20 protein-coding genes, 2 pseudogenes and 1 other annotated feature are annotated in these 25,528 nt (G+C 43.6%); all 22 genes and pseudogenes read right to left on the bottom strand.

The features are described from left to right. Positions 1–304 precede the first annotated feature (304 nt). Positions 305–4,007, bottom strand: a pseudogene (rpoC, locus tag DXB52_RS07615) (DNA-directed RNA polymerase subunit beta'). Next, positions 3,971–7,885 (bottom strand): DNA-directed RNA polymerase subunit beta, encoded by a 3,915-nt coding sequence (gene rpoB / locus DXB52_RS07610; protein ID WP_318546127.1) that lies wholly within the window; start codon positions 7,883–7,885, stop codon positions 3,971–3,973. Before rpoB ends, rpoC begins: the two are co-directional and overlap by 37 nt. A 284-nt stretch (positions 7,886–8,169) precedes the next feature. Next, the gene (locus DXB52_RS07605; RefSeq protein ID WP_117961642.1) at positions 8,170–9,333 is read right to left on the bottom strand and encodes a M20 family metallopeptidase; all 1,164 of its coding nucleotides are present in this window, start codon (positions 9,331–9,333) and stop codon (positions 8,170–8,172) included. Positions 9,334–9,408: 75 nt separating this feature from the next. Beyond that, on the bottom strand, positions 9,409–9,771 hold the full coding sequence (gene rplL, locus DXB52_RS07600) for a 50S ribosomal protein L7/L12 (RefSeq protein WP_172675356.1): 363 nt from the start codon (positions 9,769–9,771) through the stop codon (positions 9,409–9,411). Positions 9,772–9,872: 101 nt separating this feature from the next. Next, positions 9,873–10,406, bottom strand: a complete 534-nt coding sequence (rplJ, locus tag DXB52_RS07595) for a 50S ribosomal protein L10 (RefSeq protein ID WP_020437213.1) — start codon at positions 10,404–10,406, stop codon at positions 9,873–9,875. 60 nt (positions 10,407–10,466) lie between these two features. Beyond that, positions 10,467–10,608: a sequence feature (ribosomal protein L10 leader region), on the bottom strand. Between the two features lie 124 nt (positions 10,609–10,732). Beyond that, positions 10,733–11,425 (bottom strand): 50S ribosomal protein L1, encoded by a 693-nt coding sequence (gene rplA / locus DXB52_RS07590; RefSeq protein WP_117541549.1) that lies wholly within the window; start codon positions 11,423–11,425, stop codon positions 10,733–10,735. A gap of 152 nt (positions 11,426–11,577) precedes the next feature. Next, positions 11,578–12,003, bottom strand: coding sequence for a 50S ribosomal protein L11 (rplK, locus tag DXB52_RS07585; RefSeq protein WP_117541551.1), 426 nt, complete (start codon positions 12,001–12,003; stop codon positions 11,578–11,580). 52 nt (positions 12,004–12,055) lie between these two features. Further along, complete coding sequence (nusG, locus tag DXB52_RS07580) at positions 12,056–12,574, bottom strand: transcription termination/antitermination protein NusG (RefSeq protein ID WP_015528660.1); 519 nt, start codon at positions 12,572–12,574, stop codon at positions 12,056–12,058. Between the two features lie 25 nt (positions 12,575–12,599). Next, positions 12,600–12,797 (bottom strand): preprotein translocase subunit SecE, encoded by a 198-nt coding sequence (secE, locus tag DXB52_RS07575; RefSeq protein WP_117569727.1) that lies wholly within the window; start codon positions 12,795–12,797, stop codon positions 12,600–12,602. 24 nt (positions 12,798–12,821) lie between these two features. Beyond that, positions 12,822–12,971: a 50S ribosomal protein L33 gene (gene rpmG / locus DXB52_RS07570; protein WP_054753150.1), complete on the bottom strand. Its 150-nt coding sequence runs from the start codon at positions 12,969–12,971 to the stop codon at positions 12,822–12,824. A 184-nt stretch (positions 12,972–13,155) separates the two neighbouring features. Beyond that, a pseudogene (locus DXB52_RS07565) lies at positions 13,156–13,995 on the bottom strand (tRNA 2-thiocytidine biosynthesis TtcA family protein); the annotation flags it as partial. 50 nt (positions 13,996–14,045) lie between these two features. Further along, entirely contained in the window at positions 14,046–14,798 is a 753-nt protein-coding gene (locus DXB52_RS07560) for a tRNA threonylcarbamoyladenosine dehydratase (protein WP_117569728.1), read from the bottom strand. 25 nt (positions 14,799–14,823) lie between these two features. After that, positions 14,824–15,546 carry a J domain-containing protein gene (locus tag DXB52_RS07555; protein ID WP_117569729.1) on the bottom strand — a complete coding sequence of 241 codons (723 nt, stop codon included), beginning with the start codon at positions 15,544–15,546 and terminating at the stop codon, positions 14,824–14,826. A gap of 88 nt (positions 15,547–15,634) precedes the next feature. Continuing rightward, a complete protein-coding gene (locus DXB52_RS07550) occupies positions 15,635–16,042 on the bottom strand; it encodes a zinc ribbon domain-containing protein (protein ID WP_117569745.1) in 408 nt (135 codons plus the stop codon). 218 nt (positions 16,043–16,260) lie between these two features. Continuing rightward, entirely contained in the window at positions 16,261–17,151 is an 891-nt protein-coding gene (locus DXB52_RS07545; protein WP_117569746.1) for a DUF4340 domain-containing protein, read from the bottom strand. A gap of 16 nt (positions 17,152–17,167) precedes the next feature. Beyond that, positions 17,168–17,350 carry a hypothetical protein gene (locus DXB52_RS16935; RefSeq protein ID WP_472520031.1) on the bottom strand — a complete coding sequence of 61 codons (183 nt, stop codon included), beginning with the start codon at positions 17,348–17,350 and terminating at the stop codon, positions 17,168–17,170. Positions 17,351–17,403: 53 nt separating this feature from the next. Continuing rightward, positions 17,404–18,606, bottom strand: coding sequence for a Gldg family protein (locus tag DXB52_RS07540; protein WP_472520030.1), 1,203 nt, complete (start codon positions 18,604–18,606; stop codon positions 17,404–17,406). A gap of 12 nt (positions 18,607–18,618) precedes the next feature. Then, complete coding sequence (locus DXB52_RS07535; protein WP_020437221.1) at positions 18,619–19,485, bottom strand: ABC transporter permease subunit; 867 nt, start codon at positions 19,483–19,485, stop codon at positions 18,619–18,621. Continuing rightward, positions 19,469–20,473 (bottom strand): ABC transporter ATP-binding protein, encoded by a 1,005-nt coding sequence (locus tag DXB52_RS07530; RefSeq protein WP_055147913.1) that lies wholly within the window; start codon positions 20,471–20,473, stop codon positions 19,469–19,471. The genes DXB52_RS07535 and DXB52_RS07530 overlap by 17 nt, the downstream gene beginning before the upstream one ends. Before the next feature lie 316 nt (positions 20,474–20,789). Then, complete coding sequence (locus DXB52_RS07525; RefSeq protein ID WP_472520029.1) at positions 20,790–21,650, bottom strand: SGNH/GDSL hydrolase family protein; 861 nt, start codon at positions 21,648–21,650, stop codon at positions 20,790–20,792. A 76-nt stretch (positions 21,651–21,726) separates the two neighbouring features. Then, positions 21,727–24,360 (bottom strand): SbcC/MukB-like Walker B domain-containing protein, encoded by a 2,634-nt coding sequence (locus DXB52_RS07520; RefSeq protein WP_118106871.1) that lies wholly within the window; start codon positions 24,358–24,360, stop codon positions 21,727–21,729. Next, on the bottom strand, positions 24,357–25,517 hold the full coding sequence (locus DXB52_RS07515) for an exonuclease SbcCD subunit D (protein ID WP_118106870.1): 1,161 nt from the start codon (positions 25,515–25,517) through the stop codon (positions 24,357–24,359). Before DXB52_RS07515 ends, DXB52_RS07520 begins: the two co-directional genes overlap by 4 nt. Between the last annotated feature and the right edge of the window lie 11 nt (positions 25,518–25,528).

Genomic DNA, 25,528 nt, shown 5'->3' with positions numbered 1-25,528 from the left:
AATATGAACTTCGAGAAGTTTCATGTTAGAAGGATGGTACAGGGACGAAGACGAATGTGTAGCATGCTTGGCTCATACTTGAAAAGCAATAGATTGCGTTAAAGAAAGGATTGACAGCTGTCTGAGCGACAGCGAGTTTGTCAATCCTTTCTTTGTTTTTAGCAGTCTGTTGTTTTTCCTAGTATGAACAGTATGCGTAACCCTGAGTCGGCGTTCCTGTATCATTCTTCTAACAATCGACTTTCTAAAATAATATTTTCTGTTTTCGTCCGTATATCAGTAAAATGATTTCTACGATAATGTTTTATTCTTCTGTTGCTGGTTCTTCTACGGATGTTTCTGCAGCATCTTCTGTGTTCTCTTCTACGAACTCATCTGTCAGATCAACATTTTCGTCCATGTCAAAATCTTCATCCAGATTCAGATCATCTTCAAGATCCAGTTCATCTTCCATCTTAATATCTGTGTTGAGTTTTACATCACGGTACTTCTTCATACCTGTTCCGGCAGGAATATGTTTACCGATGATAACGTTCTCTTTCAGACCAACCAGATGGTCAACTTTACCCTTGATAGCTGCTTCTGTCAGAACCTTTGTTGTCTCCTGGAAGGAAGCGGCTGACAGGAAGGATTCTGTTGCCAGAGAAGCCTTTGTGATACCAAGCATAATCTGTTCTCCGGTAGCCGGCTCTTTTCCTTCTGCAACAAGCTGCTCGTTTACTTCTTCGAAGTCAAGAACGTCTACCATTGTTCCAGGCAGGAACTCTGTATCTCCCTTCTCTTCGATTCTGATCTTCTTCAGCATCTGACGAACGATAACCTCGATATGCTTATCGTTGATCTCAACACCCTGGAGACGGTATACACGCTGTACTTCCTGGAGCATATAATCCTGTGTTGCACGAAGTCCTTTGATTTTCAGGATATCATGTGGATTTACGCTACCTTCTGTAAGCTCATCTCCGGCTTCAAGCATAACGCCGTCCTGTACTTTGATACGTGATCCGTAAGGAATAAGATAGGATTTGGATTCTCCTGTCTCTTCGTTTGTAACGATAACCTCACGTTTCTTCTTTGTATCACTGAGTGTTGCACGTCCTGCGATCTCTGTGATGATGGCAAGTCCCTTAGGTCTTCTTGCCTCGAAAAGCTCCTCGACACGAGGAAGACCCTGTGTGATATCGTCACCGGCAACTCCACCATTATGGAATGTACGCATAGTAAGCTGTGTACCTGGTTCTCCGATTGACTGAGCGGCCATGATTCCGACTGCCTCACCAACCTGAACTGCCTCACCTGTTGCCATGTTCGCACCATAACATTTGGAGCATACACCGTTCTTACATTTACATGTAAGAATTGTACGGATCTTAACCTGCTCAAGAGGATTTCCGTTCTCGTCAACACCTTTCTTCATCACGCGCTCTGCACGACGAGGTGTAATCATATGGTTTGCTTTTACAAGGACGTTTCCGTCTTTATCTTTAAGATCCTCAGCAGCAAATCTTCCTGTGATACGATCCTGAAGGCTCTCAATCTCTTCATTTCCATCCATGAATGCAGATACATACATTCCCGGAAGCGGCTGACCCGGTTTTGCACAATCTGCATCGTGAATGATAAGCTCCTGAGATACGTCTACAAGACGTCTTGTCAGGTAACCGGAATCGGCTGTACGAAGAGCTGTATCGGCCATTCCTTTTCGAGCTCCATGGGCAGACATGAAGTATTCCAGTACGTCAAGACCTTCACGGAAGTTTGACTTGATAGGCAACTCGATCGTACGACCTGTTGTATCAGCCATAAGTCCACGCATACCTGCAAGCTGTTTGATCTGCTTGTCAGATCCACGGGCTCCGGAATCTGCCATCATGAAGATGTTATTGTATTTATCAAGACCTGTCAGCAGTGCCTCTGTCAGTTTATCATCAGTTGCTTTCCATGTCTCAACAACTTCTTTGTAACGCTCTTCCTCTGTGATAAGACCACGTTTGTAATTCTTTGTGATCTTGTCTACTGTATCCTGTGCTTCCTGCATCATCTGCGGTTTCTGCGGTGGTACAGTCATATCGGAAATGGATACTGTCATAGCTGCTCTTGTAGAGAACTTGTATCCGATTGCCTTAACATCATCAAGAACTTCTGCTGTCTGTGTAGCTCCATGAGTGTTGATAACTTTCTCAAGGATCTGCTTCAGCTGTTTCTTACCAACATGGAAGTCAATTTCCATCTTAAGTTCATTTCCCTCAACCTCACGGTCTACAAAACCAAGATCCTGTGGAATGATCTCGTTAAACAGGAGACGACCAAGTGTTGCGTCGATAGTTCCTGTCTTCTCTGCTCCATTTGCAAGAGTCTTTGTCACACGTACTTTAATCTGTGAGTGAAGTGTGATATATCCATTCTCGTATGCAAGAATAGCCTCGTTCACGCTCTTAAAGAACATGCCCTCTCCCTTTGCACCAGGACGAAGCTGAGTCAGATAGTAAATACCAAGTACCATATCCTGTGAAGGAACGGCTACCGGACCACCATCAGATGGTTTCAGCAAGTTGTTTGGTGAAAGAAGAAGGAAACGGCACTCTGCCTGTGCTTCCTGTGACAGCGGTACATGGACAGCCATCTGGTCTCCATCGAAATCGGCATTGTAAGCTGTACATACCAGTGGATGAAGCTTGATTGCCTTACCTTCTACAAGGATTGGCTCAAATGCCTGGATACCAAGTCTATGCAGAGTAGGGGCACGGTTCAGCATAACCGGATGCTCTTTGATTACTTCTTCAAGCACATCCCATACCTCTGGCTGAAGTCTCTCGACCATTTTCTTTGCATTTTTGATGTTGTGTGCTGTTCCATTCGCTACAAGCTCTTTCATAACGAATGGCTTGAACAGCTCGATTGCCATCTCTTTCGGCAGACCACACTGATAGATCTTCAGTTCTGGTCCAACGACGATAACAGAACGTCCTGAATAGTCAACACGTTTTCCAAGCAGGTTCTGACGGAAACGTCCGGACTTACCTTTCAGCATGTCAGACAGAGACTTGAGTGCTCTGTTTCCAGGTCCTGTTACCGGACGTCCACGACGTCCGTTATCGATCAGCGCATCAACAGCTCCTGAAGCATACGCTTTTCGTTTCTTACGATAATATCTGGTGCTCCCAGTTCAAGGAGTCTTCTCAGACGGTTATTTCTGTTAATGATTCTTCTGTACAGATCATTCAGGTCAGATGTTGCAAAACGTCCTCCATCCAGCTGTACCATAGGACGCAGATCCGGCGGGATAACCGGGATAGCTGTAAGGATCATCCACTCCGGTCTGTTTCCGGACTCGCGGAATGCTTCTACAACTTCCAGACGTTTTACGATTCTCGCACGCTTCTGTCCTGTTGCATTCTCCAGTCCTGCCTGAAGTTCTGCATATTCTTTCTCAAGGTCAATAGACTCAAGAAGCTCTTTGATGGATTCAGCACCCATCCTACACGGAATGCATGTCTTCCCCATTTTTCCTTTGCTTCCTGATACTCTGCCTCTGAAAGGATCTGCTTGTAAGAGAGATCTGTCTCTCCCTTATCAAGCACGATATAAGAAGCAAAGTAAAGTACTCTCTCCAGTGTTCTTGGAGAAATATCAAGGATCAGACCCATACGGCTCGGAATTCCTTTGAAGTACCAGATATGGGATACCGGTGCTGCCAGAGCGATGTGTCCCATACGCTCACGACGAACACTGGCCTTTGTAACTTCAACACCACAGCGATCACATACAACACCCTTATAACGGATCTTTTTGTATTTACCGCAGTGACACTCCCAGTCTTTGCTTGGTCCGAAGATTCTCTCACAGAAAAGTCCGTCCTTCTCCGGCTTCAAAGTCCTGTAGTTGATGGTCTCCGGCTTTGTCACCTCACCTCTGGACCACTCCAGGATTTTTTCAGGTGAAGCCAGGCCGATCTTAATCGCATCAAATGTTAACGGTTCATATTGTTGTTCATTGTTATTTGGCATAAAAACGGCTCCTCCTTATTATTCCTCACCCAGGTAATCATCATCAAACTTAAGTTCTCAAGATCGCTGTCGTCCGGCTCTTCGTCCAGTTCAACATCTTCCAGTTCTTCTCCGACAAACTCCTTCTCTGTGAATCCATGATCTCCGAAAGATTCATTCTCATCACGATACTTTCTGTCTCCTTCGATGATATGACGCAGGTCTGTCTCACCGTAATCAACGCTCTCCATGATCTTAACCTCTGTATTGTCATCACGCAGTACGCGGACATCCAGAGCAAGTGACTGGAGCTCTTTAAGAAGAACCTTAAATGACTCAGGAACTCCTGGTTCAGGAATATTCTCTCCCTTAATAATTGCCTCATATGTCTTCACACGTCCTACAACGTCGTCAGACTTCACTGTCAGGATCTCCTGCAGTGTATAAGATGCACCATAAGCCTCCAGGGCCCATACCTCCATCTCTCCGAAACGCTGTCCACCGAACTGAGCTTTTCCACCCAGCGGCTGCTGTGTTACGAGAGAGTAAGGACCAGTAGAACGAGCATGGATCTTGTCGTCTACCAGATGATGCAGTTTCAGATAATGCATGTGTCCGATTGTTACCGGGCTGTCGAAGTACTCTCCTGTACGTCCGTCACGAAGACGAACCTTACCGTCTCTTGACAGCGGAACACCCTTCCAGAGTTCTCTGTGATCTCTGTTCTCAGACAGGAACTGGAGAACTTCCGGACGAAGCTCTTCGCCATGTTTCTTCTCGAACTCATCCCACTCAAGGTTTACATAATCATTTGCCAGATCCAGTGTATCCATGATATCGTTCTCGTTCGCACCTGCGAATACAGGAGTTGATACGTTGAATCCAAGTGCTTTTGCTGCAAGACTCAGATGAATCTCGAGCACCTGTCCGATGTTCATACGGGAAGGCACACCCAGTGGGTTCAGCACGATATCCAGAGGACGTCCATTCGGAAGGAATGGCATATCTTCTACTGGAAGTACACGGGAAACAACACCCTTGTTTCCATGTCGTCCGGCCATCTTATCACCAACGGAGATCTTTCTCTTCTGAGCGATGTAAATACGAACTGCCTGATTTACTCCAGGTGACAGCTCATCTCCGTTTTCTCTTGTAAATACTTTGGCATCTACTACGATACCATATTCTCCATGAGGTACTTTCAGAGATGTATCTCTTACCTCACGTGCTTTCTCACCGAAGATTGCACGAAGCAGTCTCTCTTCAGCAGTCAGCTCTGTCTCTCCCTTTGGAGTTACTTTTCCGACAAGGATATCTCCGGCACGAACCTCAGCACCGATACGGATGATTCCTCTCTCATCCAGATCTTTCAGTGCATCATCACCAACACCTGGGATGTCTCTTGTGATCTCTTCTGGTCCGAGCTTTGTATCTCTTGCCTCTGCTTCATATTCTTCAATATGAACAGATGTGTAGACGTCATCCTGAACCAGTCTCTCACTTAAGAGAACAGCATCCTCGTAGTTGTAACCTTCCCATGTCATGAATCCGATCAATGGGTTCTTACCAAGAGCCATCTCTCCACCGGATGTAGACGGTCCATCAGCGATAACCTGTCCTGCCTCAACGCGTTCACCTTTATCAACGATCGGTCTCTGGTTGTAGCAGTTGCTCTGGTTACTTCTCTGGAATTTTGTCAGTTTATATGTTTTCTTTGTTCCGTCATCATGTCTGATCGTAATGCTTGTAGATGTAGAGCTTTCAACTACACCAGCCTGCTCTGCAACTTCAGCCACACCGGAGTCAACAGCTGTCTTAACTTCCATACCTGTTCCAACTACCGGAGCTTCTGTTGTAAGAAGCGGTACTGCCTGACGCTGCATGTTAGATCCCATCAGCGCACGGTTAGCATCGTCGTTCTGAAGGAACGGAATCAACGCTGTAGCCACGGAGAACACCATCTTAGGTGATACGTCCATGTAATCAAATTTATTTCTTTCGTAGTCCTGTGTTTCCTCAAGGTAACGACCGGATACGTTCTTATTAATGAAATGACCTTCTTCATCAAGAGGTGTATTCGCCTGTGCTACATGGTAATTATCCTCTTCATCAGCAGTCATATATACAACTTCATCTGTAACGACCGGGTTCATCGGATCTGTCTTGTCAACTTTACGATATGGTGCTTCGATAAATCCATACTCGTTGATTCTTGCGTAACATGCAAGAGAGTTGATCAGACCGATGTTAGGACCTTCAGGAGTCTCGATAGGACACATTCTTCCATAGTGAGAGTAGTGAACGTCGCGGACCTCAAATCCTGCACGATCTCTTGACAGACCTCCAGGACCAAGTGCGGAAAGACGTCTCTTATGTGTCAGCTCTCCAAGCGGGTTGTTCTGATCCATGAACTGTGACAGCTGGGAAGATCCGAAGAATTCCTTCACTGCTGCTGTTACAGGCTTAATATTGATCAGGGACTGTGGTGAAATACCATCCTGATCCTGTGTTGTCATTCTCTCACGAACAACTCTTTCCAGTCTGGACAGACCGATTCTGTACTGGTTCTGAAGAAGTTCTCCAACCGCACGGATACGTCTGTTACCCAGATGGTCGATATCATCATCATTTCCCATGCCATACTCAAGATGCATGTTGTAGTTGATAGATGCAAAAATATCTTCCTTTGTGATGTGCTTCGGAATCAGATCATGAAGATCTCTCTTGATCAGTCTCTTCATCTCATCTACATCACCTGCAGATTCTTCAATGATTCCTGCAAGAACCGGATAATATACCTGCTCTGTCACACCAACCTCGGCCGGATCAATATCAACAACAGCCTGGAGGTCAACCATCATATTGGAAAGAACCTTGATATTTCTGGAAGTCTCTTCACCCTCTACCCAAATGTACGGTACTGCCGCATTCTGGATCATATCAGCGATCTCACGAGTAATCTTTGTTCCCTTTTCAGCAACAACTTCACCTGTGATTGCACTTACAGCATCCTCAGCGAGGATCTGTCCTGATACACGGTTCTTAAGAAGAAGCTTCTTATTAAACTTATAACGTCCAACTTTAGCAAGATCATAACGTCTTGGATCAAAGAACATGCTTGTGATCAGGCTTTCTGCACTGTCTACTGCCAGCGGCTCACCCGGACGGATCTTCTTATAGAGTTCCAACAGACCTTCCTGGTAGTTCTCAGAAGTATCTTTTCCAAAACTTGCAAGAAGTTTTGGCTCTTCACCAAAGAGTTCAATGATCTCTGCATTTGTACCTACTCCAAGTGCACGGATCAGAACTGTGATCGGCACTTTTCTTGTACGGTCTACACGTACATAGAAAACGTCATTGGAGTCAGTCTCATATTCCAGCCATGCTCCACGGTTCGGGATAACAGTTGCTGAATAAAGCTTCTTACCGAACTTATCATGTGCGATTCCGTAATAAATACCTGGGGAACGCACAAGCTGGCTGACGATAACACGCTCAGCACCATTGATAACAAAAGTACCTGTCTTTGTCATCAGCGGAAGATCTCCCATAAAGATCTCATGCTCGTTAATCTCATCAGTTTCCTTATTATAAAGCCTTACTCTGACTTTCAGAGGTGCTGCATAAGTTGCATCACGTTCTTTACACTCATCAATCGTATATTTTGCATCTTCCTCACAGAGTGTAAAATCCACAAATTCCAGACTCAGATGACCATTGTAATCTGCGATCGGGGAAATATCATCGAATACCTCTTTCAGTCCTTTGTCAAGAAACCACTGATAGGAATCTTTCTGAACTTCAATGAGGTTAGGCATCTCCAATACTTCTTGCTGCCTGGAATAGCTCATGCGGAAGCTTTTTCCGGTTTTGATGGGACGAATTCTGTTTTTCTCCATTGACGTTTCACTCCTCATTTATTGTTTTTGCAGGCAATAAACTGCCTTTTACGAGTTCCAGTTATATAAAAATGAAAAGAGCCTTGCGACAGTATTCTCTGTCACTATATGGCATACCTTTCCACAATAGCGCATTTTCTACTATATCACAAAGCTCTTTTTATTGTCAACATGATTCTTGTGTTTTTTTATATTTTTCTTGACTTTTTTCTCAAGATATGTTATATCTTCCGCTATTCTAAGCTTTTTCCTTTTGAACAGTATCTTTTTTTCAGAAATAACTTCTATATCATATCTTCATAAAGACAGATCAGTTCACGATAAACCTGAACACACCGCTCAATATCCGCAATTTCAACATACTCATCCGGTTTATGAGCCTGTGCAAGATTTCCCGGCCCATAAGACATACAATTCAGATTTCCTAAAAGACCTGCCACAACTGCTGTGTCTGTGTAACCCGTGAACGCTGATACAACCGGATCTTTTCCAGTAACTTTTTTCACTGATTCAGATAAGGCTTTCATAAGACCTGACTCCATGTGTGTCTCCACCGGTGGTCTGTCACCTGTAATCTTATAAGAACCCTTTACACCCGGAACTGCATTTTCCCCAATTTCAATTGCTTTCCGAACAATCTTTTCTGCCTCTTGTGTATTCATCGGCGGAACAAGACGCATATCTATCGTCACCATGCTGTGATCTGATACTACATACGGACTGTATCCCCCGGAAATCTGTCCAAATGTAACTGTAGACTTTCCAAGTTCTTCATGTGTCGGTACTTCTCCCATTGCTTTTCGGATCTCTGCGATCATAAATGCGATTCCGGCGATTGCATCTGCGCCCTTCTCCGGCATACTCGCATGTGCAGTAATACCTTCCACACTCAGTTCAAACCAGGTTCTCCCTTTATGAGCCATCTGAATCATTCCGGAAGTCGGTTCCATATCAAGAACCCAGTCTTCCTTCTGAATCCATCCTTGTTGCACTACTGCTTCTGACCCTTTCATATCTGCTTCCTCGTCTACAGTTCCGATAAAGACTAATGTTCCCGGAAGTTTTTCTATATCCTCAGCATTCTCTTTCTGTAATTTTGCCACCTCCGCAAATGCTGTCAAAGCACTTGCAAGTCCTGACTTCATATCACAGGCTCCTCGTCCCCAGATTTTCCCATCTGAAACTTCTGCGCTGAATGCATTCTTTGTCCATCCTTCGCCCTTAACAACCGTATCCATGTGACAGATAAACACCAGTGCCGGATGCGCTTTCGCACCTTTCACGACGCCTTTTACAATTTTTCTTCCCGGCTCTACTTCGTAAGTCTCTGTATCTGCTCCACTCTCTTTCAAATAGTTGCAGATATATTCCCCAACCCTGGTTTCCCAGCTTCCAGGATCTGTGCTCTCAATTTTAATCAGCTCTCTTGTAAGTTCAACTGCATCCATTTCTTTCGCCTCTTTTAAAAAAACCGCAGAAGCATATCATCTTCTGCGGTCATAATAAACTTATGTTCAGGAAAATTATTTAAGAGTAACCTCTGCTCCCTGCTCCTCAAGTTTAGTTTTGATTTCCTCAGCCTCTGCTTTGGAAACTGCCTCTTTAACTACCTTCGGTGCTCCGTCTACAAGCTCTTTAGCTTCTTTAAGTCCAAGACCTGTGATCTCACGAACAGCCTTGATAACTTTTACTTTAGATGCTCCAGCGGATGTAAGTTCTACGTCGAACTCATCTTTCTCTGCTGCTCCTGCACCCTCAGCTGCTGCTGCAACTACAACGCCTGCTGCTGCAGATACGCCGAACTCTTCTTCACAAGCTTTAACAAGCTCGTTTAACTCTAATACTGATAACTCTTTGATCGCTTCGATCATTTCAGCTGTTGTCAATTTAGCCATTTTAAATATCCTCCATTTTTCTTTTCATTCTTAATTAATTGGATGAGCATCTGCTCATATATGCTGTCTGTATCCAGATCAGCTGACGCACATTACTCTGCGTCTGTTGCTGTCTCCTCTGCTGCTTCTGCTGGAGCCGCTTCTCCACCCTGCTCTGCGATCTGTTTGATAACACGAGCAAAGTTTGTAATAGGTGACTGCAAGCTTCCAAGCAACTTGGAAAGCAGTTCGTCTCTTGAAGGGATCTTAGCAAGTTCAGAAATACCTGCTACATCATATGCTGTTCCTTCAACTACACCACCCTTAAGTTCAAGTGCCGGAGCATCCTGTGCAAATTTGTAAAGGATTCTTGCCGGTGCTGTTGCGTCATCTTTAGAAATAGCGATAGCGCTTGGTCCTTCCAGGCAGTCATCAAGGGCTGCAAATTCAGTACCCTCGAAAGCTCTCTTCATCATTGTGTTCTTGTAAACTTTGTAGATCACACCAGCTTCTCTAAGCTGTTTACGAAGCTCTGTATCCTGAGCAACTGTAAGTCCACGGTAGTCAACGAGAACTACTGACTGAGCGTCTTTAATCTCTTCTGCAATCTTGTCAACGATTGGCTGTTTTACTTCAACCTTTGCCACTTTTCGGTACACCTCCTTATATTATTCGTGTACTGCCAAAGTTCTCAGCAGAATCTTCTGCTGAAACTAAAAAAATCTCCAGGTCCAAAGACGTGGAGGTTCTACAAATTCATACGCATGTAAAAATTCATTCTTCCTCGGTAGGCGTTCATAACTTACGCTTTTCAGCACCTACTGTCTTCGGCAGTTGCTAGGCTATAATACCATGTTATTTTCTATATGTCAAGCCCATTTTTATCTTTTTTATTTTTTCTTTTTCAAAAGAGGATCCGCCGAAAGCAGATCCTCCTCTATGACAGTCTCGCAACTGTCTCTTTTACATTTTATTATGCAAGCTTAACCGGGTTAATCTTCACGCCAGGTCCCATTGTAGATGTAAGAGTTACACTCTTCAGGTACTGACCTTTAACAGCGGCTGGTCTAACCTTGTTGATTGCATCGATAAGCGTCTGGAAGTTGTCCGCTAACTGCTCCTCTGTAAAGGATGCTTTTCCGATCGGAACATGGATAATGTTTGTCTTGTCCAGTCTGTACTCAATCTTACCAGCTTTGATATCGTTGATAGCTTTTGTAACGTCCATTGTTACTGTACCAGCCTTCGGGTTTGGCATAAGTCCTTTAGGTCCGAGTACACGTCCAAGACGTCCAACAACACCCATCATATCCGGTGTAGCAACTACAACGTCGAAGTCAAGCCATCCCTCGTTCTGAATCTTCGGGATCAGTTCGTCTCCTCCAACAAAGTCAGCGCCTGCTGCTTTTGCTTCCTCTGCCTTAGCGTCCTTAGCGAACACAAGGATGCGAACCTTCTTACCTGTTCCGTGTGGAAGAACTACAGCACCACGGATCTGCTGATCAGCGTGACGTCCGTCACAACCTGTTCTGATATGAGCCTCGATTGTCTCGTCAAACTTTGCTGTTGCTGATTTCTTTACTAATGCTACTGCTTCTGCAGGATCATAGAGATTTCCTCTTTCGATCAGTTTTGCAGCTTCGATATATTTTTTTCCTCGTTTCATTTTACAATAACCTCCTTGTGGTATTGGCGGGAACTTGCCCCTCCCACTTTATGAATTTACTAAACAATTGAACTCTCAGCGCTCTCTCCCCCGAGGACACCGGAAAAGGTCGGCTGATTGTATCCTACAATATAATCTTTATATGATCCGGATTAGTCTTCTACAACTACACCCATGGAACGGCATGTTCCAGCGATCATGCTCTCAGCAGCCTCTACGGATGCTGCGTTCAGGTCTGGCATCTTCATTTCAGCGATTTCTCTAACCTGAGCTTTTGTGATTGTAGCAACTTTTGTCTTGTTCGGTACACCAGAACCGGACTGAATCTTACAAGCTTTCTTAATAAGAACTGCTGCCGGTGGTGTCTTTGTGATGAAGCTGAAGCTTCTGTCATTGTAAACAGTGATTACTACAGGGATGATAAGATCTCCCTGATCTGCTGTTCTAGCATTGAACTGTTTTGTAAATTCTACGATGTTTACACCGTGCTGTCCAAGTGCAGGACCAACCGGTGGTGCCGGAGTTGCCTTTCCAGCAGGAATCTGTAATTTGATATATCCTTCTACTTTTTTTGCCATTTCAATTACCTCCTTGTGGTATTGGCGGGATTCTCATCCCTCCCACGCAATTTTAATCCATTTTCTTCACTTCTGAAAAACCAAGTTCAACCGGAGTTTCTCGGCCAAACAGCTCAACATTGATTGTCAGACTCTTCTTCTGTTCGTTGATTGTCTGAACAGCTCCAACTGTTCCTTCCCATGCACCGCTAAGTACAGTTACAACATCACCGATCTCAAGATCAAGGATCACCTCATCCTGTTTGATTCCAAGGTTCTCCATCTCACTCTCATCAAGCGGTACCGGCTTGGATCCAGGTCCGACAAATCCTGTAACACCTCTTGTGTTTCTTACAACATACCAAGTATCATCATTCATGATCATGTGGATCATAACATATCCAGGAAACATCTTTCTCTGTACGACCTTTTCCACTCCATTACGTATCTCAGGTACTTCCTCAAGTGGAACACGAACTTCCAAAATCTGGTCTTCCAGATGACGAGTCTCAATTGTCTTGTCAATGTTTGCTTTTACTTTGTTCTCATACCCTGAATAGGTATGAACGACGTACCATTTTGCCTCTGACATAAAATCACCTTTCTGCTGCGATCAACTACTTCACTAAAAAGTCAATTCCATATCTCAAAAGCGCATCAACTACTGAGATCAGCGCTCCAAGCACTACGGAGACAGCAACAACTGCCGTGGTCTGTTTAGCAAGTGTATTCTTGTCTGGCCAAACGATCTTCCTGAACTCTGTCTTAAGTCCTTTGAACCAGCTCTTCTTCTGAGTTTTTGTATTCTCACCCATAATTCCACTTCCTTTCGACAACAATTATTTTGTCTCTTTGTGCAGTGTGTGTGATTTGCAGAATCTGCAGTACTTCTTGGTTTCCATGCGTTCCGGATGAGTCTTCTTATCCTTTGTCATGTTGTAGTTACGGTTCTTGCATTCCGTACATTCCAGAGTAATTCTTGTGCGCACAACTTCCACCTCGCTTTTAATATATTCACCTACGTGTTGCTGATGGTTGCGAGCCATCAATTTTTAGGCATAAAAAAAAGCCTACTTCCATTCGCCCAAACATTGTATCATGGGAACAAACGGAAGTCAAGCCTCTTTCTTAAATTGTTTTATACCTATTTCAACTATATATCTGAACTATCGGCTAAATTTCTTCTTTCAGATCATAAGTATCAAGGAAATGATGTTTCATCCCTTTTAACTTATATGCAACCACAGTATCCAGATTTACATTTTCGACACTCTTGAAAATATTCCCTTCCACATATGGATTTACTTTTTTCAATGTAGCGATCAATTCTTTGATTTCTTTACGCTTAGAAAGATTCTCTTCATTATTCTCACTTGTAGCGCACGCTTCCGTAAACTTACATGCACACTGAAGAAAATACAGATCATTATAATCTCTCCATGCTTTGATATCTTCTTCGCGAACCATATATAGCGGTCGGATCAGTTCCATTCCTTCAAAATTTGTACTATGCAGCTTCGGCATCATTGTCTGCACCTGCGCTGAATAAAGCATTCCCATAAGGATCGTCTCGATCACATCATCATAATGATGTCCCAACGCAATCTTATTACATCCCATCTTCTGCGCATGACTGTACAAATATCCACGACGCATTCTTGCACAGAGATAACATGGGGATTTTTCTATATTAAAAACTGATTCAAAAATCTCTGACTCAAAAATCTCTATCGGAATCTCCAGACGTCTCGCATTCTCTTCTATCACCTGACGATTGACCGGACTGTACCCGGGATCCATCACAAGGAATTTCACCTCAAAATCAAATTTATTATGACGCTTCAGTTCCTGAAAAAGTTTCGCCAGTAGCATAGAATCTTTCCCCCCGGAAATGCAGACCGCAATTCTGTCTCCCGGTTTCACAAGTTCATATTCGTTGATTGCCTTTGTAAATTTGCACCATATATTCTTTCTGAATTTTTTACGCAGACTCTGTTCTACTTCTTCGGCAAAACTTAATTCTTTCTTTGATTTACTCATCTCTCTTCCCCTGTCGTTCTTTCTTATCTCGCAAGGTCCTTAATTACTTCACCTGCAATGATCAGACCTGCCACTGACGGTACAAATGCCACGCTGCCCGGAGTGGATCTGCGTTTTGCAGCTTTATATTCTACACCGTCCTGACAAACCGTCTCTGTGCTACAATTATCCGAAGTATCTTCCATTGGACGGATCGGCTCCTCTTCCGAATATACTACTTTCAGCTTCTTTACGCCGCGTTTCTTCAATTCACGTCGCATCACTTTCGCAAGCGGACACACCTTTGTCTTATAAATATCTGTCACGCGAAAGGCGCTCGCATCCAGCTTATTTCCTGCACCCATACTGCTAATGATCGGCACATCCATTTCTTTACATTTCATTACAAGCGCAATCTTAGCTGTTACCGTATCAACTGCATCTACTACATAGTCATATTCTTCAAAAGGAAATTCTTCCGCATTTTCCGGCAGAAAGAAACAATTATGGATATTCACCTCCGTCTCGGGATTAATCTCAAGGATACGACTCTTCATTACTTCTGTTTTGTATTTGCCAACTGTATTTCTCGTCGCAATAATCTGGCGATTCAGATTACTCATGCATACTTTATCATTATCAATCAGATCAAGCTTTCCGACTCCGCTTCTCACAAGCGCTTCACATACATATCCACCGACACCACCAATACCAAACACGGCAACGCGGGCGCCTTCCAGCTTGTTCATTGCTTCCTTACCTAAAAGCAGTTCTGTTCTCGAAAACTGTGTTAACATTCTCGATTCTCCTCTTCTATTCATCTTACATAAATGTTCCGCCGCCCGGACCGCCTCCCAGGCACAGTCCGCCACTGTTACAGCAAATATTGCACATCAGATTGGCAATACATAGTTTCACACACCAGCTACTATTGTAGGTTCCCGGATATCCGTACATTGTCTGCCTTGTCTGATACCAGTTTCCGCCACCTTCCAGCTGTTGAAGCAACATCTGATACTGCATATTCTGTGGTTCCAGACGAACTGCTTCTCTCGCATCTTCCAATGCAGTCACGTTATTTCCTAATCCGGAATTCGCCGATGCGCTGTAGAAATACCATCTTGCACTATGCTGGCTGATTCCGGCGAGTACGTTAAGAGCTTCTTTATAATGTCCGCTTCGTATATAATTAGCTGCCGCATTCAGATGTGCATCTTCCTCACTCATCCCGGAAGTTCCGCCCGTACTTCCTGCTGAACCATATCCATAAGAACCAAAACCGCCGAATCCTCCAAACGGACCGTAACTACCATAACCTGAGCCATCACTTGAACCATACCCGGAATTATATTCTTTTTCGCGTTCATCCATAATCTGCTGATAAGCCTGCTGCACTTCCTTAAACTTCGCCTCAGCCTCATCTTTCTTCGGATTATTGATATTCGCATCTGGATGATACTGTCGGCTCAGCTTTCGATAAGCTTTCTTCACATCTTCATCCGTAGCATTCCTGTCTACACCTAATATACTGTATGGATCTGACATCCTTCTTATTCCCTCGTTCTTTCTCTCATCCTCATTCTATAAATACCACCTGCATATCATAGCAGATGTTGCGTCTCTGGTAAATGCATCAACTCTTTTTAATAAATGTTGTTCCGCACTTCGGACAGCGAATCTCTATCTTTCCCTTTCCTTTCGGAATACGGATCTTCTGCTTGCATCCCGGGCACTTATAGATATGATATACCTTTCTCTGTGCCAAACTGTTCTTCTGCTGCTGAATATAGGTTCTGAGTTTATAAGTCTTCGCAAGATACTTCTGATTTTCTGCATACCGTTTCGATATATTTCTGGAAAAGACCCGGAAATAACAATAAATGATCAATACCCATCCAAGGAAATAAAATAGCGTCCCCACTCCTTTCCCTGTAAAAAAAGAAGACAGGAGCACTACTACCAATCCTGCAATGAGCAGCGCTTTAGAAAACTGATCCACGCCATACCTTCCCTGCATAAAACGTAAAAATTTTTCTTTCATACAAAATCCTTCTTTCTCAATAACTCTGTCTACACACATTATTTTCACGATATCTGTAACTTATCGTGTACTCTTCCGTTGAGTTTCCTACTAAAATGATATGTGCTATATTCTGCGCTGTTTTCATTCAAAAGTCAATTAAATAAATATAAAATGTGGTAACCGTCCAGAGGAAATACAGCGAATTTTCTTCGTTTTCTCCGAACAGTTACCAGTCTTTATTGATTCAATATATTATTACAGATTTCATCTGAGATCAGGTACACAATCCTGGAATCATTAATCCTGACATATCTGTCCCCACTTCCATTTTCTCCTCCGATGTAAAGCGTCATTGTCTGATCTTCATCATCGCTTGTATAAGTAACTTCTACTGTGATTTTGGAAGTCTCATCCAGACCATACCCTGTAAGATCCGCATCATCTACAGAATAATCCGCTACCTCTGACAGCGTTGCTGCACCAAGTCCTCCGGCTACTGCCGCAACATCTTCTGCCTGATCCTCATTTTCGGAATCATAGGTTATCGTCTCACCATTCTGTGTGATCACTTCTTTTTTCAGGTTTCCACTTCCGATACTTGGATAAGTATCCAGCTGAGCGATCTGATCCAGTTCTGTCTGGATATCATCCAATGAAGTCGCCGGAATTGTATAAACCTTTTCCGTATCGTCCACTGTCGCATAGTAATCATTTCCGGTCGCATTCCCAACCTTGATCGTTGTCACAGTTCCATCTTCATCTGTCAGTGTAACCGTATAAGTCGGGTGATCTAATCCATATTCTTCCAGTGCATCCGCATCCTCAAGTTCTCGATCCGCATTCAACTGTCCCATGGCATCAGCTACTGTCTTCGGATAACTCTGACGCAATGGAAAATCTTTATCTGCAGTATAGTACCAGGTATCTTCATCTTTCTCAAAATTCATTTCACCTGTTCCTAAGTCATATTTCACTCCGGTAATCTTTGAGGTCTTCAGGTCTGTTACTTTCACCGTTTCTTCTTCCTTGGAATCCTGCTTCTTATTCCATGTGCTTAAGACAAAATAGAGGATCAGGAGCAACACCAGAACACAGATTAAAATCAATGGTCCTTTCTTTTTCTTCATTCTGATTTCTTCCTCCTTAAGCTTTTCTTCTTCTGAACCATACGCTGAATCCGGCAATCAGAATCACTGCCGGGATTCCAAAGATTACAAGAAGGCTGAACAGACCGGCATGCTGTATCGTATTATACTCTGTTCCAAGACTCTTTGCCTCAATAGAAAGATTCTGCACTCCATCAAAGTTTGCACTTACTGCATTCATAAAGATCTGTGCATTCTCAAGTTGTGAAAATGCATCTGTAATATTCTGGTCGATCAGGCTCCTGCGGAGATCACAGTCAGACGGGCTTCTGTTGTACTGCTTTCCTCAGAATCATCTCCCGAAGAAATTGTCTCTGTTGCGACAACTCCAAGTTCATACGTTCCCTGTTTCTGTTCGGACTCTGTTACTGCGTATCCATTTTCCGATGTCTCCATAAATGCACTTGTTGTTATCGTATCTCGTGTCGGATCTGTCAATGTCATTCCATGTGCATTCGTCAAAAGCACCATCTGAGAACTGATTCCGTTCGCAAGATCACCGGATACATTCAGCTGTGGGAAGATATAATATGGCTGGTTCTGATAACATCTTGTCGGATCCGCAATATAACCATCTACACCTTCAATTCCATACACCTTCAGCACACTTGCCAGATTTGGGAAATCCGTCAGAGAGGTATCCCCAAGCAGACACATCACTTTTCCGCCTGCTGCCAGATAATTTGTCAGAAGTGTCACTTCATTTTCTGAAAGGTCATTCGTCGGTGCATTCATAAGCAGAAGATCACAATCATCCGGAATGGAATCTGCCATCAGAAGGTTCAGTTCTGTCAGCGTGTAATTATTTTTACTCATCAAATCTGTAACTGTAGATGACAGTTCCGCCTCTCCATGCCCGCTTACTTTATAGATTGTCTTCTGCACATTACTTGTCACATAATTCACCGCACTTGTCAACTGGCCATCTCCGTCAAATTCTGAATAAGATGCATTTCCTGAATAATAGGAAGACATATCCATAACAAGAATCTTGTCAAAAGAAATAGTTGTTGTCTTTCCTGTTGCTTCACAAGATACAACGATTGTATTTTCGGATGTATTATACTCTGTCAATGCTGACGGATGCAGAACCGGATCGATCCACTCAACATTGATCTTATCTGAAAGTGCTGCATATTTACTGATAAATGTCTTAATCCTGTCATCCGTGTCTTTCTTTACCGCAAGAACTTTCATATCGACTTTATCATTCAATCCGCCCAGCAGATCCTTTGTTGTATCTGAAATTTCATAAATCTTTGTACTGCTCATATCCAGATTGCGATAAGCTTCCGGGATCTGTCCGATTACCAGATTAAACACAATAACAATCGCGATTACAAGTACTGTCAGCCCCACACTGTAAGATCCGTGCTTTGTACCGGAGGTGTGGAACATCCCTTTGATCTTTCCTGTTGTTTTCTTTCTTCTATCCACTTTCATGCCCTCCTAATTCCAACGTCTCTTCTGGATTGCCTGTACTGTCAGGAACACAAAGACTACGATCAGTGAAAGATACAGCGCGATTCCTGTTATATCTACAATACTGTTCGAAGTGATATCCGTAAATACATCTGCAAGTGCCAGTCTTCCAAGCATCTTTGTCAGCAGGTTTTCATAAAGACTTGATTTCACAAAGTACACGACCACACCGGCGATCACACCAACTGCTTCGATCACACCGGCAATCACTATATTTCCTGTCATCTGATAAATATAAACAACAATCAGAGTCAGAATGATAAGCACACCGACCAATCCGCTGACTGCACTGCTTGGAAGCATGGAAAGAATTCCATTCCAAAGATACAAGATAAGCAGAATACCAAATGTACTGATAAATGCGATCATCTGACTTTCCGTCAGAGCAGACAGGAACATGCCGATTGCCGCATATACACAACCCAACAGGAAGAATACCCCGATGGATATGTAATCTACTTTCAGATATGCAGTTCCCTGTGCCTTAATGATTAATGGGAACGCACAGAAGATCACATTCGGAATTCCAATTACCGTTACCATTGCAAGATATTTTCCAAGCACAACCTTCCACAGACTGACCGGAGCTGTCAGAAGCAGCTGATCCGTCTTATTTTTACGCTCTTCTGAAAAACTGCGCATCGTGATCAGCGGAATCCCTACGATAAATACGATCAGTGTACCTGAAAGCGTATAGGAAAAGTATGGATATCCGGCTGTCAGGTTATATGCCATAAAGTAGATTCCTGTAAATGCAATAAGAAATGCAACAAACACGCATCCCACCATAGACTGAAAATAGGAGCGTACTTCTCTTTTATAAATCGCCAGCATCTTTCATGTCCTCCGTTTCCTTCTTCTTCGCCTTTTCTGCATATTCTTCTGCTGCCCTGTCACTCTGCGTCAGTTCCATAAAGACATCTTCAAGACTTACCTGCAGCGGATTCAGTTTCAGCAGTGGCTGATGATTCTGTGCAAATGCCTGAAATACTTTCTCACGTATATCTGTATTTTTCTTCTCCTGAATCTGAGCCCATGTGATTCCATTTTCCAGATACTTTGTAGAAATACTTCGAATTCCATCTACTGTCTCAAGAATTCTTCGAACTTCGTCCGGGCTTGCTTTCGTCTCGATCTCAATCAGATCAGAATCTCCCAGATTCCGTTCCAGGTTCTCCGGTGTGTCACTTGCGACCAGTTTTCCTTTGGAAATAATCAAAATATAATCGCAGACTTCACGGACTTCCGCCAGAATATGAGAACTCAGGATCACCGTATGTTTCTTCGCAAGCTGACGGATCAGTTCACGGATCTCTATGATCTGTTTTGGATCAAGTCCGACACTTGGTTCATCAAGAATAATAATCTCCGGAAATCCAAGCACTGCCTGTGCCAGTCCGACTCTCTGACGGTATCCTTTCGACAGATTCCTGATCAGACGGTTTTCCACTTCCCAGATCTTCACCATCTTCTCTACTTCATTGATAGACTCTTCTCTTTTATTCTTAGCGATTCCTTTCAACTCCGCTACAAATTCCAGATATTCACGGACTGTCATCTCCATATATAACGGTGGCAATTCCGGCAGATAACCAATCTGCTTTTTCGCCTCCTCAGGTTCTTTCAGAATATCATGTCCATTAATCAGTACTTCTCCTTCGGTAGCACCGAGATATCCTGTCATAATATTCATCGTTGTTGATTTTCCCGCCCCATTCGGTCCAAGAAAGCCGTAGACATGCCCTTCCTCTATTGTGAAGTTCAAATGATCTACTGCTGTATGGTTTCCATACTTCTTCACAAGATTCTTTACTTCTATCAAAGTCTTACCTCCCTATATTTCTTCCAGTCTATATCTATGCAGACAAACCGAGATTTTTGACCTTTCAAAAGTATCAGGATTCTGTGAATGTTTTGTGTTATAAATGTGACAGTTCTATTTCTTACAAAAAGAACAAAGAATGTGCCTCGGCACATTCTTGCGCCTGCGGCGGTCGCTTGCGACACCTACCTTGTACGCCGCAGTGCGCATCCTGAGCGGAGCGTTTGTTGTATATTAGGAAAGGACTTTCCTAATATACAACAAAGCATTCTCTGCATTGTTCCATATAAGAACCAACACAAAGAATGCTTCTTTTTTACTTTTCGTATTCCTTACAAACCAGATCTGCAATGATCTGCTGCCCCTGAAAATCCGGATGTACTCCGTCTTTCTGCAGATGAGATGTCACAGATGACTGATACACATCCGCAACTTCATAATCGTATTTTCCCGCACGTTTTTCAATGATCGCGTTCATATTTTCAATAATGTCTTCTACAATTTTATTCAGCGTAGATGGAAGCTTCATATTTCCTGCCGGATTATAAATTGTAGTCACGATCACTTTTGCATCGTCCTTTTTCAATGAATTTACTGTCTTCATCATCTGGATCCATTCTTTTTCAAAGGAATTATAATCCCAGTTGTTCAACGCGTTGATCGCACTCAGCACAAGCAGCGGATTCTTCTTTACAGACTCTTTCAAAGATGCAAGTGCCTCATCCGCACTTTTAAATTTTGTATCTGTCTTCAGGATTTCCTGAACCACACGCTTACATTCGTTGAGCAGGTCATTCGAACCAATTGTTATAAAAATAACATCTGCTTTTGCAAGATTCGTCTGCACATCCTGCTTTGACAAATACTTTTCGTTCAATCCTGCCGTATCAAGACCTGTTCTTGCATAATTGTGATAAATATATCTGCACCCTTCGCTATATGCTATTTCCTTTGCTGCCAGACTTCCATAATTCTCCATCCAGGATTTATCGCAAGTGTAACCTTTCGCAATACTGTCTCCAAGTACTGTGCAATAAAGCTGATGTGGGCGTGCTGTTTCCTCCGTATTTTCTGTTCCGGATACTGGAAGAGTCCCTGTCAGCAGCATCCCTGTGCTGAGCAGAACTGCCAACATCCTTCTTCCGTATCTTGAAATCCTTCCTTTTCTTTCTCTCATTCCATTTTGTTTCATTTTCCGCACCTGCCTGTATTCTGTCCTTCTTCGTAGCTGTCCCTATTATTGCCTTATGCTTTTAGATTTCCCATTTTGCCTGACTTCCATGCTCCGTCTTTGTAATATTTAATTTCCAGTCAATCTGCTCTTTCAATTCATTTACATGGGAAATGATTCCAACCAGTCCTTTCTCTCCTGCAAGTTCTTTGAGAATCTGAATCGCACGATCTCTTGATGCATCATCCAGAGATCCGAATCCTTCATCTACAAACATCGTCTCCAGACTTACAGCTCCCGCCGTATTCTGGATAATATCTGCAAGTCCCAATGCCATTGATAAGGCTGCCATAAAGGATTCTCCTCCTGAAAGAGACTTCACATCTCTGACAGAATCTGTCACCAGATCATAGACATCCAGATCAAGGCCGGCCTGTCCCTGACTGCTCAGATCCTGAATCTCCCTGCACTGTAAAATAAATTCATTTGATGTCATCCGCGCCAGCCTGCGGTTTGCCGCCTGAATGATCTGCCGGAAATAAGTCCGCTGTACATACGTCTCAAAATCAAGTTTCACACTGCCGCTCAAATTGCCATTTGCAGTCTTGCTCAGGTTGGAAAGTACCTCATATTCTTTTCGCAGAGCTTCCTGCGAAGAAAAATATTGTTTCAGATTCTTGTACGCATTCTGGTTACCTGTCCATCTGCTGTGAAGCTGCATCTGATGATCCTGTTTTTCTTTCAACAGATGTTCTACTTCATTTCGCTTTTCTATCTCCTGCTGCGGATCTTCCCGCTTTTCGCCTGCAGTCTGTTCCTTCAGCGTCTCGATCTTTGCCTTTTTCTCTAACAGCTGGCGGTCATGTTCTTTCACTTCTTTGTCTTTCTCCCGCCACCCTTCGATCCACTGTTTCGCCTCACGGAATTCTTCCTGTGAAGTAAATTCCTGTCGGCTGATCTCCTCTCGGAACTCTTCCTGCTCTTTTACAAAACGCTTCTCAAGTTCTGCCTTCTGGCCTCGAAGTCCCTCCAGTTTTCCTGCCTGACGTCTGCTTTCCTCCGTCATCTTACGGCACTGTTCCTGTGCCTGCTTTGTTTCATTCTTCTTCCGATCCAGTTCAACCTGCATCTTCTGAAGCTCTTCTTTCACCTGCTCTTCTTTCACAGGATTATCTCCGAGAATACGTTGTTCTGATTCCAGCTGTGCTTTACATATCTGAAACTTTTCCTGCTGCTGTATTCTTTTTTGTTCCAGCAGATCACGTCTTTGCTTCAGTTTCTCTACCGTCTCTTTATCCGGTGCTTCTCCGGAAATCTTTGCCGGATGCGGATGTTCTACTGATCCGCAGACCGGACACGGCGTGCCTTCCTGTAATTCCTTTGCCAGGATTCCCGCCTGCTCCTGAAAGAATTTCGCATATGCTTCCTCATACTGAGCTGATGCTTCCTGACAATTCTGTATACAACGCTGCATTGCCCCTGTCTGATTTTCATATTCTTTCGAATACTTACGCACATTTGCGTAATGTGGAAGGAGATCCGATAACTGTGAAATTCTTTTCAGCATTTCCGGTTCTTCCTTTGCAAAAACTTCTTCCAATTCTTCCGCTTTTTCTTTAACCTCAGAAAGTTCCTTTTCCTGTTCCTTCTGCCATACAGTGATCTGCTCGATCTCGCCCTGTATCTGTCGCACGGATTTCGCTGTTCGAAGAGCCTGCACTTCCAGATGTCTCGCCTGCTCTGCCCGGTGTCCAAGCCCTGCCTGAACCCGACAGGTTTCCATCTCTTTCTTTTTTGCATTCAGAATACTCAGCTGCTTCTCTTCCATTTCCAAACGGTCAAATATCTTATTTTTCTCTTCTTTCTTCTGAATCAGCATTCGAAGTGTTTCTGACTGTTTCTTAAGTTCCTCTGATTCTTTCTTTAAGACTTTTCCACAACTTTCTTCATATTCGAGAAAGTTTTTCACAGCCTTCAGAACCTTTTCCCCTTCCGGCATGGATAACTCACAGAGTTCTTTCCACTGGTCTGCCAGATCCTGCTGATCTGTGTCCTCCGATTCCACACGCTCCATCTCACGCCGAATGTCTGATTCACTTTCCTTCAGCGCAATATACAGATCTTTTCCTTTTTCTTTCAGTGCTTCCTGAATCCGCCAGTAGATCTGTGTCTGGAAAATCTGTGAGAAGATCTTTTTTCGTTCTTTTGATTCTGCATGAAGAAGCTTCAAGAAATCTCCCTGCGCAATCATGGCAATCTGTGTAAACTGTCCCGCATCAAGACCAATGATTTCTTGAATCTTCTGGTCTGTCTCTCGCTTCTTCCCCTGATATTCCCTTCCATCCGGAAGAAGGAGACTTACCTTCGCTGTCTCTTTCACATACCGGAGGCTTCCATCTGCTTTTCTTCTCTTCCCTACCCGGAGATATTCCGGATTACGGCGCACGGTATATTCCTGTCCCCGATAAGAAAACACATATTCAACATAAGTGTCTGTGTCTTCTGATGCATACTGGCTGCGCATCATATTTCCATCTCTGCGTCCGCCACTCGTCCGGTCATACAGCGCATACATGATTGCATCAAAGATGGTTGTTTTTCCTGCACCCGTATCTCCGGTAATCAGAAATAATCCGCTGTGAATCTTTGTAAAATCTATCTCCTGGACGCCCGCATAAGATCCGAATGCGGACATCGTCAATCTCACCGGTCTCATACGTCCTCCCCTTTCATTTCACTTAGAATCTCTCTTAAGATCTTTTGTTCCTGTTCAGACATTTCCTGCCCCTGCATCTCTTTGTAGAAATCACAAAATGTTTCAAACGGAGTACCGATCCGTATCTGTTCTTCAGAAAATTCCAGCTTCTGTCTCGTCCTTTCATTATCCATCCGCACTTCGAGGATATGATGGAACTTTCTCTCCAGCTGTTCCTTCGGTTTGTACGGATCAACCTCATCTGTCAGCGTTACACTGACATAATCTTCGCTCCCGGTTCCGTCCTCCGCTTCAAGGATCTCTTCCAGAGTTCCACGCAGTTTCCGTACATCACGAAGCGGATGTAACGGCAGCTTCTGAATCTCCGGCTCGCTCCCCTTTTCTTTCAATTCGACTACATGAAGTGTCTTCTTCTGATTTGCTTCACTGACTGAATATTTCAACAATGTTCCGCAGTAACGGATCTTCTCCTGTCCGACTCTCTGTGCTCCATGTAAATGTCCAAGAGCCACATAGTCAAACTCCTGTACTACGGAAATATCTACATTATCAATGCCTCCGACAGATAATACTTCTGAATCACAAGTTACCGGAGTCTCTCCTTTTCCTGTATAAAACTGATGGGAAACCAGTACATTTCTTCTGGAGAAATCAATCTTCTCCCTCTCCAGAAGTCCTTGTACAGCTGCCGTATAACTCTCCGGCACATCTCCGCCAAAGATTTTACGCACATATCCCGGCTTCAAAAACGGAAGCAGCCAAAAATCCACTTCACCAAACTCATCCGTCAAAGTAATCTTTTTCAGACGATCTGCTTCTTCCTCCGGTGCCTGCCCCGCAATATAAATCTGATGACTTCCAAGCAAACGGCTGGCATAATCAAGCCGCTGTGCCGAATCATGATTTCCCGATATAATAAGCACCGGAATCACCGGTTCAATCTTAGCCAAAGCTGTCAGAAATTCATCAAACAAGCTGACGGCTTCTGCTGATGGCACGGATTTATCATAGATATCTCCAGCGATAACAATTGCATCCGGATGTATAGACTCTGCATATGAAAGAACCTCCGCAAGGATATGTTCCTGATCCTCCCGGAGGTTATAGTGATGTAATTGCTTTCCTATATGCAGGTCTGATAAATGAAAAAACTTCATATCATCACCTC

It is taken from the genome of Ruminococcus sp. OM04-4AA, assembly GCF_003462585.1.
GTDB lineage: Bacteria > Bacillota > Clostridia > Lachnospirales > Lachnospiraceae > Mediterraneibacter > Mediterraneibacter faecis.
Note: the sequence above shows the minus strand (reverse complement) of the source record. Positions and strands in the feature narration are given on the sequence as shown.

Excerpts from the sequence above, each read along its gene's own strand:
- rpoB (WP_318546127.1), bottom strand. The coding sequence starts at position 7,885 with ATGGAGAAAAACAGAATTCGTCCCATCAAAACCGGAAAAAGCTTCCGC.
- DXB52_RS07605 (WP_117961642.1), bottom strand. The coding sequence starts at position 9,333 with ATGGATGCAGTTGAACTTACAAGAGAGCTGATTAAAATTGAGAGCACA.
- rplA (WP_117541549.1), bottom strand. The coding sequence starts at position 11,425 with ATGAAACGAGGAAAAAAATATATCGAAGCTGCAAAACTGATCGAAAGA.
- rplK (WP_117541551.1), bottom strand. The coding sequence starts at position 12,003 with ATGGCAAAAAAAGTAGAAGGATATATCAAATTACAGATTCCTGCTGGA.
- nusG (WP_015528660.1), bottom strand. The coding sequence starts at position 12,574 with ATGTCAGAGGCAAAATGGTACGTCGTTCATACCTATTCAGGGTATGAG.
- secE (WP_117569727.1), bottom strand. The coding sequence starts at position 12,797 with ATGGGTGAGAATACAAAAACTCAGAAGAAGAGCTGGTTCAAAGGACTT.
- DXB52_RS07560 (WP_117569728.1), bottom strand. The coding sequence starts at position 14,798 with ATGTTAACACAGTTTTCGAGAACAGAACTGCTTTTAGGTAAGGAAGCA.
- DXB52_RS07555 (WP_117569729.1), bottom strand. The coding sequence starts at position 15,546 with ATGTCAGATCCATACAGTATATTAGGTGTAGACAGGAATGCTACGGAT.
- DXB52_RS07550 (WP_117569745.1), bottom strand. The coding sequence starts at position 16,042 with ATGAAAGAAAAATTTTTACGTTTTATGCAGGGAAGGTATGGCGTGGAT.
- DXB52_RS07545 (WP_117569746.1), bottom strand. The coding sequence starts at position 17,151 with ATGAAGAAAAAGAAAGGACCATTGATTTTAATCTGTGTTCTGGTGTTG.
- DXB52_RS16935 (WP_472520031.1), bottom strand. The coding sequence starts at position 17,350 with ATGAATGCAGTAAGTGCAAACTTTGATGGAGTGCAGAATCTTTCTATT.
- DXB52_RS07535 (WP_020437221.1), bottom strand. The coding sequence starts at position 19,485 with ATGCTGGCGATTTATAAAAGAGAAGTACGCTCCTATTTTCAGTCTATG.
- DXB52_RS07525 (WP_472520029.1), bottom strand. The coding sequence starts at position 21,650 with ATGAGAGAAAGAAAAGGAAGGATTTCAAGATACGGAAGAAGGATGTTG.
- DXB52_RS07520 (WP_118106871.1), bottom strand. The coding sequence starts at position 24,360 with ATGAGACCGGTGAGATTGACGATGTCCGCATTCGGATCTTATGCGGGC.
- DXB52_RS07515 (WP_118106870.1), bottom strand. The coding sequence starts at position 25,517 with ATGAAGTTTTTTCATTTATCAGACCTGCATATAGGAAAGCAATTACAT.